This window comes from Hydrocarboniphaga daqingensis (genome assembly GCF_900129825.1).
In the GTDB taxonomy this organism is placed as follows: Bacteria; Pseudomonadota; Gammaproteobacteria; order Nevskiales; family Nevskiaceae; genus Hydrocarboniphaga; species Hydrocarboniphaga daqingensis.
This window is the reverse complement of sequence record NZ_FQWZ01000002.1, coordinates 466,817-480,366: the sequence shown is the minus strand read 5'-3', so window position 1 is coordinate 480,366 and position 13,550 is coordinate 466,817. Positions and strand designations below refer to the sequence as shown.

Annotated in this window: 11 protein-coding genes; 6 read left to right on the top strand and 5 right to left on the bottom strand. The window is 66.4% G+C overall.

Going from position 1 to position 13,550, the window contains the following annotated elements; genetic code table 11:
* The first annotated feature begins 47 nt into the window (after positions 1–47).
* A complete protein-coding gene (locus BUB09_RS05170; protein WP_072895032.1) occupies positions 48–1,163 on the top strand; it encodes an alkene reductase in 1,116 nt (371 codons plus the stop codon).
* A 166-nt stretch (positions 1,164–1,329) separates the two neighbouring features.
* Positions 1,330–1,536 carry a hypothetical protein gene (locus BUB09_RS05165; protein WP_139250125.1) on the top strand — a complete coding sequence of 69 codons (207 nt, stop codon included), beginning with the start codon at positions 1,330–1,332 and terminating at the stop codon, positions 1,534–1,536.
* A gap of 92 nt (positions 1,537–1,628) precedes the next feature.
* Here the strand turns inward: BUB09_RS05165 and BUB09_RS05160 are convergent, their stop codons facing one another.
* The 3 genes from BUB09_RS05160 to BUB09_RS05150 all read right to left on the bottom strand — a co-directional run bounded on the left by BUB09_RS05160 (position 1,629) and on the right by BUB09_RS05150 (position 5,446).
* Entirely contained in the window at positions 1,629–3,137 is a 1,509-nt protein-coding gene (locus BUB09_RS05160; RefSeq protein WP_072895026.1) for an aldehyde dehydrogenase family protein, read from the bottom strand.
* Between the two features lie 36 nt (positions 3,138–3,173).
* On the bottom strand, positions 3,174–4,544 hold the full coding sequence (locus BUB09_RS05155) for a DUF1329 domain-containing protein (RefSeq protein ID WP_072895023.1): 1,371 nt from the start codon (positions 4,542–4,544) through the stop codon (positions 3,174–3,176).
* Positions 4,545–4,729: 185 nt separating this feature from the next.
* Positions 4,730–5,446 carry a TetR family transcriptional regulator gene (locus tag BUB09_RS05150; RefSeq protein ID WP_175550109.1) on the bottom strand — a complete coding sequence of 239 codons (717 nt, stop codon included), beginning with the start codon at positions 5,444–5,446 and terminating at the stop codon, positions 4,730–4,732.
* A gap of 135 nt (positions 5,447–5,581) precedes the next feature.
* Here BUB09_RS05150 and BUB09_RS05145 point away from each other — a divergent pair, with 135 nt between their 5' ends.
* From BUB09_RS05145 to BUB09_RS05130, 4 genes are read left to right on the top strand one after another with little or no spacing between them, the layout of a single operon-like run.
* Positions 5,582–6,055 (top strand): MarR family winged helix-turn-helix transcriptional regulator, encoded by a 474-nt coding sequence (locus tag BUB09_RS05145; RefSeq protein ID WP_072895017.1) that lies wholly within the window; start codon positions 5,582–5,584, stop codon positions 6,053–6,055.
* On the top strand, positions 6,055–7,575 hold the full coding sequence (locus BUB09_RS05140; RefSeq protein ID WP_072895014.1) for an efflux transporter outer membrane subunit: 1,521 nt from the start codon (positions 6,055–6,057) through the stop codon (positions 7,573–7,575). Before BUB09_RS05145 ends, BUB09_RS05140 begins: the two co-directional genes overlap by 1 nt.
* Positions 7,572–8,744: an HlyD family secretion protein gene (locus tag BUB09_RS05135; RefSeq protein WP_072895011.1), complete on the top strand. Its 1,173-nt coding sequence runs from the start codon at positions 7,572–7,574 to the stop codon at positions 8,742–8,744. Before BUB09_RS05140 ends, BUB09_RS05135 begins: the two co-directional genes overlap by 4 nt.
* Positions 8,741–10,294 (top strand): DHA2 family efflux MFS transporter permease subunit, encoded by a 1,554-nt coding sequence (locus BUB09_RS05130; protein WP_072895009.1) that lies wholly within the window; start codon positions 8,741–8,743, stop codon positions 10,292–10,294. The genes BUB09_RS05135 and BUB09_RS05130 overlap by 4 nt, the downstream gene beginning before the upstream one ends.
* A 27-nt stretch (positions 10,295–10,321) precedes the next feature.
* Here the strand turns inward: BUB09_RS05130 and BUB09_RS05125 are convergent, their stop codons facing one another.
* Both BUB09_RS05125 and tet read right to left on the bottom strand, forming a co-directional pair.
* Positions 10,322–12,256: an OPT family oligopeptide transporter gene (locus BUB09_RS05125; protein ID WP_072895007.1), complete on the bottom strand. Its 1,935-nt coding sequence runs from the start codon at positions 12,254–12,256 to the stop codon at positions 10,322–10,324.
* A 75-nt stretch (positions 12,257–12,331) separates the two neighbouring features.
* On the bottom strand, positions 12,332–13,516 hold the full coding sequence (gene tet / locus BUB09_RS05120; protein WP_072895486.1) for a Tet(A)/Tet(B)/Tet(C) family tetracycline efflux MFS transporter: 1,185 nt from the start codon (positions 13,514–13,516) through the stop codon (positions 12,332–12,334).
* Between the last annotated feature and the right edge of the window lie 34 nt (positions 13,517–13,550).

Below are 13,550 nucleotides of genomic sequence, written 5' to 3'. Positions count from 1 at the left end.
TCTGAATCCCAAATCCGATCCGAAAGGACCTTTTTCGAATGAGCCCCATGCCTAGCCACGATTCCCTGCTGACCCCGACCCGCCTCGGCGCGCTGACGCTGCGCAACCGCATCGTGATGTCGCCGATGACGCGCACCCGCGCCACGTTCGACCACGTGCCGACTGAGCTGATGGTCGACTACTACCGCCAGCGCGCCAGCGCCGGCTTGATCATCACCGAGTGCGCGATGGTCGCACCCAAGGCATCGGCATTCATCACCGATCCGGGCATCTATTCCGACGAACAAGTCGCGCAGTGGCGCAAGGTCACCGACGCCGTACACGCCGAAGGCGGCTTGATCGCCCTGCAGATCTGGCATCCGGGGCGGGCGGCGCACCCGTTCAACAACGACGGCGCCGAGACCGTGTCGTCGACCGATCGCGCGATCAAGGACGATGGCATTCCGACGCTGCAGGGCACGGTGCCGCAAGTCGCACCGCGCCGGCTGCGCCTCGACGAACTGCCCGGCATCGTCGCGCAGTTCCGCGCGGCCGCGGTCAACGCCCAGCGCGCTGGTTTCGACGCGGTGCAGGTGCATGGCGCCCACGGTTATCTGATCGACCAGTTCCTGCGCGACAGCGTCAACGATCGCCAGGATGAATACGGCGGCTCGATCGAGAATCGCGCCCGTCTGCTGTTCGAGATCGTCGACGCGGTGATCGAGGTGTACGGCGCCGACCGCGTCGGCCTGCGGATTTCGCCGCTGGTGGCCTACAACGACATCAGCGACTCCGACCCGGTTGCGCTGGTGCGCTACGTCGCCGAGCAGTTCGAAGCGCGTGGCGCTGCGTTCTTCGAACTGCGTCACAACCAGTTCGACGACGCGGCCGAGCGCGAGCTGGCCCAATTGGCGCGCGGCATCCTCAAGCGCGTGCCGCTGCTGCTCAATGGCGGCTATACCCGCGAGGCCGGCGAAGCCGACATCGCCAGTGGCGTCGCCGATGCGATCGTCTATGGCAAGCCGTACATCGCCAATCCGGATCTGGTCGAGCGCTTCGCCCTGCGTGCACCACTGAATGACGTCGATTTCAGCAAGCTGTACGCCGGTGGTGCATCGGGCTATGTCGACTACCCCCGTCTGTCGGCGTCGGCAGCGGCGGTCACGGCCGATGCCACGGCCTGAGGCCTGCTGCGCGGTGAATCCGGTGGCGGCTTGTGCGCCGCCACCGTCCGCTCGTCGCCGGTTCCAATACCGTTGGCGGACAGTGGCGTCGACCACGACGCCGCGTGCCGGCGGCGGCATGGTTCGCGCATGCCAGCGTCCTGAGCAACCCGCCGGTACCCCCATCATGGACGACACACTGACTTCGATACCCGACGACCACGGCCTCGATCGCCGGGCCGACGACCGCGAGCCGTCAATGCTGACGCCGGTGCTGATCGTTCTCGCGGCGCTGACGCTGATCCTGCTCGGCCTGCAGAGTGCGGCCGAGCTGTCACGCCCCACCGGCGGCGCGATCGACCGATCGGCGCCGATGCTAAACCGCGCTGGCTGAAACTTAGGCGGACCCGACAGGGCCGCCTCAGCGCGCTACATCTGAGCGTCGCACTGAGGCGTCGCGACGCGGCACGACGTGCCGCAAGGCGATCAGCGGCGAGAGAACATCGTCCGCAGCTTGATGATCGCCGACACCATCGGCACGACGAAGCCCGGAATCGGCTTTTCGCGGTCCAGCAAGTCGCTGAGCTGCTTCTTGTACTTGTCGGTCAACGGCGGAAACATCTCGCGCGGGTCCATCAGCGGCGGACCTTCTTCGACAATCGCGCGGCCGTTGCTGCATTCGTTGAACGTCGCGAAGCCAACCATGCGACCGATGCCGCTGGAGTTGACGCCACCGAACGGCAGATGCGGATTGGTACCCGACTGGACCACATTGTGGTTGACCACCGAACTGCCGGACGTGGTGTGGCGGATGAAGTATTCGGTTGCGTCGGCATCCTTGGAAAACACATACAGCGCCAGCGGCTTGTCGCGAGCGGCGATGTATTCGACGACTTCTTCGCGGGTGCGATACGGCACCACAGCGATCATCGGCCCGAAGATTTCTTCCTTCATCAGCCGCATGTCGTCATTCACCTGGGTGACGACGGTCGGCGCGATGTAGCGATCCTCGGCGCGGTACTCACCACCGATCTCGAAGCGCGCACCCTTGGCGCGTGCATCTTCGATCAAACCCTTGATGCGCTCGAAATGCCGCGTGTTGATGATCCGCGGAAACTCGGGGTTGTTCTCGAAGCCCGTGCCTTTCGGGTTGTACATCGCCTTGATTTCCCGCACCAGCGCCTCGGTGAAGCGCTGCGCCACCGATTCGTGCACCAGCACGTAATCAGGTGCGATGCAGGCCTGGCCGGCATTGCACATGCGGCCCCAGCTGGTCTTCAGTGCCGCGTCTTCGACGTCGGCACTCTTGTCGATGATCGACGGATTCTTGCCGCCCATCTCCAGCGTCACTGACGCGAAGTGATCCGCCGCCGCCTTCATCACAATGCGGCCGACGTGATTGTTGCCGATGTAGAAGATGTGATTGAACGGGCAGGCCAGCAGCGCCTGCGCCGCTTCGGCACCCCCTTCGATGCAGCTGACCTCGCCGTCCGGGAACGCTTCCTTGACGATCCGTGCGCACAGCGCCGACGAATGCGGCGACAGCTCGCTGGGCTTGAGGATGATCGAATTACCGGCAGCGATCGCGCCAAGCACCGGCAGAAAGCCGATCACGTAGGGCGCGTTCCAACTCGGCAACACCAGCACCGTGCCCTTGGGCTCGTAGCGGACGTAGCACTTCTTGCCCAGCGTCATCAGCGACGGTTCGGCCGGCTTGGGCGTCATCCAGTCGTGCAGGTTCTTGGCGATGAACTCCGCCTCGAACTTGAGCATCACCAACTCGCCATCCATGTCCGGCGGCGACAGGCCCCGCTCCAGCTTGCCGGTCTCGTAGATCTGCTGACGGTACTTCATCAGCGTCTTCATCAGCCGCTGAATCTTGGCGATGCGCTGGTCGGCCGTGGTGTCGACCAACGGCGGCGCCAGCGCCCGCACGCGGTCGAACGTGGCGCGGATCGATGCGGTGGGCATCGGCATGTCAGTGGCTGTGTTCATCGCATCGATCCTGTTGATTGCGGCTGCGCGGCGGCGTCAGTGACCGGCGCGGCCGGCGGCTTCCGGCGTGAACTGCGACGGCGACATCGGCTGGTTGATCCGCCACCAATCGTTGCCACGCTCGTTGACCAGATAGCCCGCTTCGTAGCCGCCGGCGATCAGGTCGACGTAGAACGACGCACCGCGGTGGAAGCTCGCCGATTCCTGCGAGTAGTGGTACGTGATCATGCTGATGCGCCACAGCTGGTCACGGCCGTCGTAGTTGTCGGCCCACATCACCTGCCAGTTGTCCTCGTCGACGTAGATCTGACGCTTCTTGTAGATGTGGCGGACACCGTCCTTGAGCGTGGCTTCCAGCACCCAGACGCGGTGCAATTCGTAGCGGATCAGGTCGGAGTTCGGCACGCCCGGCTTGATGATGTCGGCGTACTTGAGCGACGGATCGTTGATCTTGAAGTTGTGGTACGGGATGTACATTTCCTTCTTGCCGACCAGCTTCCACGTGTAGCGCTCAGGCGAGCCGTTGAAGCCATAGTCGTCGTCGATCGTACGCGCGCCCGCCGGCGGCACCGGATAGTCAAAGCCGATTTCCGGCGCCTGGCGAACGCGGCGCGTACCGGGCAGATACTGCCAGGCCTGCGTGTGATCCTTGGCGAAGTTGTTTGGCTGGAAGCCGACCGCGACGTAACCCTTGTCGCGCTCCGGCAGCGAGTAGCCGGTGTAGAAGTAAGCGTTGATGCGCTGCTCGGCGAACGACAGACGCTTCTTCGGGTCGTTCATCAAGTTGTACGTCATGAACTTGTTGCGGCCCCACGCAACGCTGCCGTTGGCGTAGACGTTGGCGATATCGCAAACCGCCTTTTCGGTGCTCGGGCGGAACGAGGTCGTCGTGTTCCAGATCACTTCCAGGCCGCTCTGCGGAATCGGGAACGACGATGCGCCACCGATGCCGGTTGCGCCGCGACCATCGTCGACCAGCTCGCCGGTCGTCGCGTTCTTCTTGGCGGTATCGCAGACCCACGACGGCACGCCGAAGTCGCGATGGCTCGGGTACACGTTCATCTTGTAGTTGGGGTACTTCTTCAGCATCGCCTTCTGGCCTTCGGTCAGATTGGCGGCGTACTGCGCCATGTTGGCGGCGGTGATCGTGAACTTGGGCTTCTCGTCGGCATAGGGGCCGGGTTCATAGCCGTATTCGCCCTTCATGCCGGGCCACTTGCCAACCCACTTGCCGGTGAACTCGGCGACGCCGCTGGGCGTCCCTGCGCGCTCGGCGCCGACGCAGGTCAGCTTGGGGCCGTCGAGTTCGGCCGCCTTGTCGGCACTGACTTTCGCCATCGCGGCGGCCGGCAGCAGCAATGCGCCCAACAGGGCCAGGCCGCTACCTAACCGGAATGCACGCTTCATACAGTTCTCCTCGTTTGTCGCATTGGCCCGGCGCTGGTGTCGACGGGTGATCGTCGATCGCCGCTGTGTAGGCCTGTCATATTGGCGGGGTGCTTAGGGCGACATCGTCCGACGGCCGCCACAAGCTCACCTCATCCAAGTTAAGTATTTGGTCGATCGGTATCGACAATGGCTTGGACGACGCTTCAGCCGGCAGGTTCCAGCGGCGGCAGAACCTCGCCACGGGTCGCGGCGATGCCGGCCAGCAACAAATGCAGCAAGCCTGGCCACTGGTTGCCGACCAGATCAACACGCTCGGCCAGCGCAGCGCGGATCAGCGGCAATTCGGAGGGCGCGCGCTCGGCGAGCACGCGAGCAAACGCGTCGGCGCCATCTTTGTCGCCAGCAGCAACGCGCGCCTGCACGGCGGTCGCACCCACAGCAGCGCCGACGGTGACCATGCCGATCGCGCGAAACAAGTGCAGACCTTCGGCCGGGGTAAAGCCATGCTGGCTCATCGCCAGCAGAAACGGCTCCAGATAATCGACTTCGACGTCGGGACCCAAGCGGCCGCGCATCAACTCCTGGATCACCAAAGGTTCGCGTGACAAGGAGTCGAACAAGCTCTGCGCGTAGCGCATCGCCAACGCCGACCAGTGCGTCTGCGGTGCACTCGGCAAGCGCCGCTCCAGCGCCACCTTGACCGTGGCAAGCCGCAACAACTCGTCGCGATTGCGCACGTGGCGATACAGCGTCGACGAGCCGACGCCGAGCTTGTCGGCGACCATCGGCAGGCTGACGCGGTCCAAGCCGATCTCCAGCGCCGCATCGACGATGCGCTGCAGATTGACGCGCGGCGGACGACCCACGCGCGGAGCCGCGCTCGGGGCCTGGGACGGCGTATCGGCGGCATCCGGGCTCATGTTCAGAGTTTCGAGAATCGCCCACCGAATTGCATACCCCGCACGGACTAGCAGCGGCGCGTGCACCCGCTTGACAGGCTTTTTCTGTGCGAGCAGCATCTGCCCGCGCAATATCTGCCTAGGCAGCGATAATCAATGACGGTTCGCCACTACACCGCCCGCAACTTCAAGTCCGCGACCAGCATCGGCTACCTCGCCAAGATGGCGCACATGCTGATGCACGATCACGCAACGGCCGCTTTTGCCGGCCACGATGTGACGTTTCAGCAATGGCTGGTGCTGTTGCGCCTGAAGGAAGGCCGCGAGCTGACCGCCAGCGACCTGTGCCGCACGCTACGACACGACACCGGCGCCCTGACGCGCTTGCTCGACCAGCTCGAAGAACGCGGCTACATCAGCCGCCAGCGCAGCCGCGACGACCGACGCGTGGTGCACCTGCAACTGACCGAGGCCGGCGCCGGCAAATGCAGCGAGCTGACGCCGATCATCGTCGACAAGCTCAACGCAGCGCTTGCGGACTTCAGCAAAGAAGAGTTCAACGAACTGTCGCGTCTGCTGAACAAGCTGATCGACACGATCCGCAAGACGCCAATCGAAGGAGCCGACTGATGCACGTCCCACGCCGTTTGTCCGCACACGGGCCGCGGATCGCGCTCGGCGCTTCACTCGCACTGCTCGCTGGTGGTTGCGTGACCGCACCCACGTCGGCACCCACCGTCGAAACAGTCGCTGAGGAAACGCTCGGCCTGGGCAGTGCAGCGCGCGCGCCGGTTGATCCGCAATGGTGGAAGGGCTTCGGCGACCGCCAGCTCGATGCCTTGATCGACGAAGCGCTGGCGCACAACCCGACGCTCGACGAAGCGCTCAGCCGCGTTCGCGCCGCGCAAGCGCAAGCACAGGCCGTCGGCGCGCCGCTGCGTCCGGGCCTGACGCTCGACGGCCAGGAAGTGCGTCAGCGTTTGTCGGAAAACTACACGGCGCCACCGCGTTCGCTCGGCTTCCCGGCGGGTGGCGGCGGCACGTACTGGGTCGGTCAGCTCGCAGTGAATCTGAACTGGGATCTGGACTTCTGGGGCCGTCAGGCCAGCCTGCTGAAAGCGTCGCAAGCGCAGCAGCGTGCGGCCGACCTCGACGTCGCCGCCGCACGCCTGGCGCTGTCGGGCGCGATTGCACAAGCCTATGTCGACCTGTATCGCGCCTATGCGCTCGCCGACGTGGCGGACGCTGCCATCGCGCAGCGCCAAGCCCTGCTGAAGTTGGCGCAGAGCCGCGTTCGCGCCGGACTCGATAACGAGCTCGACCAACGCACGGCCGAAGCGCTGCTGCCGCAGGCCAAGCTGGCGCGCTTGCAGGCTGACGATGCACGCGAACTGGCGGTACACCGACTCGCCGCGCTCGCCGGCCACGGCGCCGACTATTACGCGCAGATCCAGCGCCCGCAGATTCAACTCGATACCGCGCTGCCGCTGCCGGACGCATTGCCGATCGACTTGCTGGCGCACCGTCCCGACGTGCTGGCCGCCCGCGCCCGCGTCGATGCGACGCGCGCCGGCAGCGAGGCCGCGCGCGCCGCGTTCTATCCGGACATTAGCCTGAATGCGTTTGCCGGCTTCCAGTCGGTCGGCTTGGATCAGTTGTTCGACGCCGGCAGCCGCGTCTATGGCGCCGGGCCGACGCTGCACCTGCCGATCTTCGATTCGCAGCGTTTGAAAGCGAAGTACCACGGCGCCACGGCGGACCTCGACGCCGCCGTGGCCGCATACAACGACGCCGTGCTCGGCGCCGTGCACGACGTCAGCGACCAACTCAGTCGGCGTGATTCGCTGTTGCTGCAGCGCGAGCAAGCGCAGCAGACCTTGCAAGCGGCACGCAAGGCGCTGGCACTGGCCAGCAGCCGCTATCGCGCCGGGCTTGCGACACAACGCGCCGCACTCGATGCCGAGTCGCAAGTGCTGAGCAGCGAGCGTGACCTGATCAGCGTCGAGTCGGCGCTGGTGATCGCTCGCGTATCGCTGCTGCTGACGCTCGGCGGCAGCTTCGAGCCGCCTGCCGACGCCGTGGCGGATGACGCTGCGCCCTCACCTTCTTCCCTTTCTTCCGCGGCAGCGGTTGCCGGAGCTGCTTCATGAACCAGACCGTCCCCCCCAATCCGCGTCGTGCCCGGCTGATCGCGCTGGCACTGCTGGTCATCGTTGCAGTCGGCGCCTACGCCGCGTACTGGAGCCTGCATGCGCGCTACTTCGTCGAAACCGACGATGCCTACGTCGCCGGCGATCTGGTGCAGATCACCAGCGACGTCGCCGGCACGGTCGTCGCGCTGAATGTCGACGACACGCAACACGTCGAGCGCGGCCAGACGCTGCTGCAACTCGATCCGGCCGACGCCAACGTCGCGCTGGCCGCGGCCGAAGCGGAGCTGGCGCGCAGCGTGCGCCAGGTTCGCGGTGCGTTTTCGCAGGCTGACGGCATTCGCGCGCAGATTCGCGAACGCGAGATCGCGCTGGCCGCAGCACGCGCCGACCTGAAGCGTCGTATCGACGCCGCAAGTGACGGCGGCGTGTCGGCTGAAGAGCTGCAGCACGCGCGCGATCAGGTCGCGCAGCTGGGCGCGGCACTGGCCGTCAGCCAGGAGCAACTGGTGACGACGCAGGCGCAAATCGCCGATACCGATATCGACACGCATCCGCAGGTGCTCGCCGCGGCAGCCCGGCTGCGCGAAGCGGCGCTGGCGCTGAAGCGCACGCGCATCGTTGCGCCGGTCAGCGGTACGGTGGCGCGGCGCAGTGTGCAGATCGGTGCGCGGATCGCGGCCGGTGCGCCGCTGATGGCGGTCGTGCCGCTGGATCAGGCTTGGGTCGACGCCAACTTCAAGGAAGTGCAGCTGGCCGATATCCGCATCGGCCAGCCGGTGAAGCTGCAGGCTGACCTGTACGGCAGCCGCGTCGAGTACGACGGGCGCGTCGTCGGCCTCGGCGCCGGCAGCGGCAGCGCGTTTGCGCTGCTGCCGGCGCAGAACGCCAGCGGCAACTGGATCAAGATCGTGCAGCGCGTGCCGGTGCGCATCGCGCTCGACCCCGAGGCGCTGCAACGCAATCCGCTGCGAATTGGCTTGTCGATGAAGGCCGAGATCGACCTGCACGACACCAGCGGCTCGCGCGTGGCCAGCAACACGGTGCGCGCGCTGCCGCCGCGCACGATCACTGCCGACGGCAATGATGCCGACGTTGATGCGCGCATCGCGCGGATCATCGCCGCGCATCGCGGCGGCGCCGCACGCGCGCCTCACGCGGCGCCATGAGCGCCGCTGCGGCGTCGGCCGCGCCGGCGATGCCGCCGGTCAAAGGCTCGCATGCGCTGGTGGCGACCGCGCTGGCGGTCGGCACGTTCATGCAGGTGCTCGACACGACGATCGCCAATGTGTCGATCCCGACGATCTCCGGCAACTTGGGCGTGGCCAACGACCAAGGCACGTGGGTCATCACCTCGTTCGCTGTGGCCAACGGCATCTCGGTGCCGCTGACCGGCTGGCTGATGCAGCGCTTCGGCGTGGTGCGCGTCTTCGTGCTGTCGGTGCTGGCGTTCACGATCGCATCGTTTCTGTGCGGCATCGCCTGGAGCTTGCCGTCGCTGATTCTGTTTCGCGTGCTGCAAGGCGCCGTCAGCGGCCCGATGATTCCCGGATCGCAAGCACTGCTGATCTCGATCTTCCCGCCACACAAGAAAGGGATGGCGCTGGCGATCTGGTCGATGACGACGCTGGTGGCGCCGATCTGCGGACCGCTGCTCGGCGGCCACATCTCCGACAACTATTCATGGCCGTGGATCTTCCTGATCAACGTGCCGGTCGGCCTGTTCTGCGCGGCGATCTGCTGGAGTGGCTTGAAAGGCCGCGAGACGCCGACGCGCAAGATCCCGATCGACGGCATCGGGCTGAGCCTGCTCGTGGTCTGGGTCGGCGCCCTGCAGATCATGCTCGACACCGGCAAGGACGCCGACTGGTTTTCGTCGCCGGCGATCGTCGTCGAAGCCATCGTCGCCGGCGTCGGCTTCATTGCGTTCATGATCTGGGAGCTGGGCGAGAAGAACCCGATCATCGACCTGTCGCTGTTCCGCAACCGCAACTTCAGCTTCGGCGTGCTCGCGTTCTGCATCGGCTACGCGCTGTTCTTCGGCTCGGTCGTACTGCAGCCGCTGTGGATGCAGACCTGGCTGGGCTACACCGCGACCTGGGCCGGCCTCGTCGCCGCGCCCAGCGGCATGGTCGCCGTGCTGCTGTCGCCGCTGGTGGGCAAGAACATCGGCCGCTTCGACCCGCGCTGGTTCGCGACCGCGTCGTTCATCGTGTTCGGCATCTCGTACTTCATGCGCTCGAACTACACGGCCGACGCCAGCTATGTGACCTACATGCTGCCGCTGCTGGTGCAGGGCATCGGCATGTCGATGTTCTTCGTGGCGATGCTGACGATACTGCTCGACGGCGTGCCCGATGCGCGCGTACCCGCCGCGTCGGGCTTGTCGAACTTCCTGCGGATCACGGCCGGCTCGTTCTCGACGTCGATCACGACCACGTTCTGGGACCGCCACGCGGCCTTGCACCAGTCACGCCTGGCCGAAGCCACCAGCGTCTACGATCCGCGCCTGCAGCAGTCGCTGGGCGGCTTGCGCGATCTAGGGCTCAACCCGACGCAGGCGCTTGGCGCGATCACGCGCACGATGAGCAGCCAGGCCTATCTGATGTCGGCGCTGGACTTCTTCTGGATCTGCGGCTGGATCAGCTTCTCGGTCGCCGGCATCGTCTGGCTGACGCGGCGGCCGCGCGGTGCCGCGCACGCGGTCGCGGCCGACTAGCGACGCAGCGCGCGCTGAGCGCGTGCGTCAGGCGCGCTTGCCCGCTGCGCGCACCAGTAGCACCGCGATCAGCGCCAGCACCACCAAGCCAACGAACTTGCCGAACTGGAAGCTCTCCGGCAGCGCCAGCACCTCGGCGCTGCCGGACACCACGATCGGAATCGCCATGAAGATGCCCATCAGGGCCTCGCCGGTGATCAAGCCGGCCGAGAACAGCACGCCGGGGCGATGCACGCGCTCGCGCTCTTCTTCGGCGGCGCCGAGCACACCGTGGCGACGCTCGACGATGTACGCCAGCAGACCGCCGACGAAGATCGGCACCATCAGTTCCAGCGGCAGGTAAATGCCGATCGCCGCGCCGAGCACCGGCACGCGGAAGCTGCTGCGACGCGCCTTGAGCCATTCGTCGAGTGCGATCACAGCGGCGCCGATACCGGAACCGATGGCGATCATCGACCACGGCAACTGGCCGCCAAACATGCCCTGGGCAACCGAGGCCATCAGGTTTGCCTGCGGTGCGGCCAGCGCATTGGGATGCTCTGGCGTCGGCGCGCCGATGCCGTAGGCTGCGGCCAGCAGATTGAGCACCGGCGCCATCACCAGCGCGCACGAAAACGCGCCGATGCCGAGCATCAGCTGCTGTTTCCACGGTGTCGCGCCGACGATGTAGCCGGCCTTTAAATCCTGCAGGTTGTCGCCGCCGACCGCCGCCGCGCAACAGACCACGGCGCCGATCATGATCGCGGCGACGGCGCCGATCGGCGAGTCGCGGCCCAGCAGCAGAATCAGCACCAGCGACGCGAATAGGATCGTCGCGATTGTGATGCCGGACACCGGGTTGTTTGACGAGCCGACCAGGCCGGCCAGATAACCCGACACCGACACGAACAGAAAGCCGGCGACGATCATGATGATCGTCATCGGGATCGCGACCAGCCAGCTGCCGACGATGGCCTGATACAGCAGCGCCAGCGGGATCGTGAACACCACCAGCGCGATCAGCATCCACTTCATCGGCAGGTCGCGATCCACCTCGGCCACGGCCACCCCGCCGACGTTCTTGCGCGCCGCCGCCAGGCCGCTCTTGATTCCGCTGGCCAGCGACTTGCGCAGCGAGAACAGCGTCCACACGCCGCCGATCAACATCGCGCCGACGCCCAGATAGCGGATCTTGGCCGACCAGATCGCGTAGCCGATATCTTCGGCACCCGCGCCGGCGATCTTCGCGGCCAGCGTCGGATCGCTGTCGAGGAAGAACGCGTGATACAGCGGGATCGCGATGTTCCACGACAGGATGCTGCCGGCGACGACGACGATGCCGACGTTGAGCCCGACGATGTAGCCGACGCCGAGCAGCGCCGGCGACAGATTGGTGCCCATGAACGCGAAGTAGCGGCCGAAGAACGTCGCGCCGATCGCGGCATCCGGAATCAGTCGCAGGCCGCTGGCCGCGGCAAGCTTGATCACCGCACCGAGCGCGCCGGCAAAGGCCAGCGTCTTGACGCCGTCACCGGGGTTTTCGCCGGCCTTCAGCACTTCGGCCGCGGCCTTGCCTTCGGGAAAAGCCAGCGGCTCTTCGACGATCATCGTGCGCCGCAGCGGCACCGAGAACAGCACGCCGAGCAGGCCGCCGAGGCCGGCAATGGCCAGCACCCAGCTGTAGCGGAAGTCCTGCCAGTAACCGAGGATCACCAGCGCCGGAATCGTAAAAATCACGCCCGCCGCGATCGACGAGCCGGCCGAGGCGCCGGTCTGCACGATGTTGTTTTCCAGAATGCTGCCGCCGCCGAACAACCGCAGCACGGCCATCGACACCACGGCCGCCGGAATCGCCGTGGCGATCGTCAAGCCGGCAAACAAGCCGAGGTAGGCGTTGGCGGCGGCGAGGATCATCGCCAGCACCATCGACAGGATCACGGCGCGCAGCGACAGCTGGCGGACGGCAGGTTGGGCTGCGTTCACGGCTTGGAGACCCCTGGTATGACGAGCGCCGCATTGTCAGCGTGGCGCTCGCCGCCGCGCAAACCTGCAAAACCCTCAGTGGCCGCCGGCGCGATAGCGCAGCAAGGGAATGCACAGCAGGTACAGCGAGGCCGCGGCCAGCCACACCAGCCCCGGAAACGCGTCGCGACTGGCGGCATAAGCGGCCGTTGCCGCCAGCGGCCCGATGATCGCGCTCAAGCTGACCAGGCTCACCAGCGTGCCCTGCAGCTGGCCCTGGCGGCTCTCATCGACCTGCGAGGAGATCAGCGCCTGCAGCGCTGGCAGCGCGACGCCGCCGAGCGCGAACAGCGGCATCAGCGCCAGCACCGCGCCGGTGCCGGTAACGAAGGCCATCGCCGCATAGGCGCTGCCGTCGCAGACGATGCCGACGATGATCGCGCGGCGTTCGCCGAGCCAGCGCGTCATCGGCCCAGTGACCAGCGCCTGTACCAGCGCATGCAGCAGGCCGAAGCCGGCCAAGGTGATGCCGATCAGCCGCGGCGTCCACGCGAAGCGGTCCTCGCCGTAGATGACCCACAGCGAGCCCGGCAACTGGCCGATCAGGTAGATCACGAAGTAGATCGCGATCATCGGCAGCAGCGCCGGCATCGCGGCCAGCCGCGTGAAGGCCGCCAGCGGGTTGATCGCCGCCCAACTCAGCGAGCGCGGCGCGCCGCTGCGCGACTCGGGCAGCACCAGCAGCGCCATCAGGAAGTTGAGGCCGTTTAGCACGGCCGCTGCGACGAACGGGTAGCGCGGCGACCATTCGCCGAGCAGGCCACCGAGCATCGGCCCGGCGATGAAGCCCAGACCGAAACAAGCATTGAACCAGCCGTAGCGTTGCGCGCGTTGCGATTCGGGCGTGATGTCGGCGATGTAGGCCGTGGCCACGGCGACGTTGGCGCCGGTGATGCCGGCGACCAGCCGGCCGATCACCAGCAGGCTCAGCGTCGTGCTCGACGCCATCACCAGATAGTCGAGCGCGGCACCGCCGATCGACACCAGCAGCACCGGCCGGCGACCGTAGCGGTCGCTGAGCGCGCCCAGGATCGGCGAAAACACGAACTGCATCAGCGCGTACAGCGCCAGCAGCAGGCCGTAGACGGCGCTGACGTCGGCAGCCTGCATCAGTTCGCGCAGCAGCCGCGGCAGCACCGGCATGATCAGGCCGATGCCGGCGGTGTCGAGCACGACGGTGAACAGGATCAAGCTCAGGCGCAGGTTCAGGCGCGAGTTCATCGGGACGGCGTCAGGCCGGTAGCATGGAGGCCGC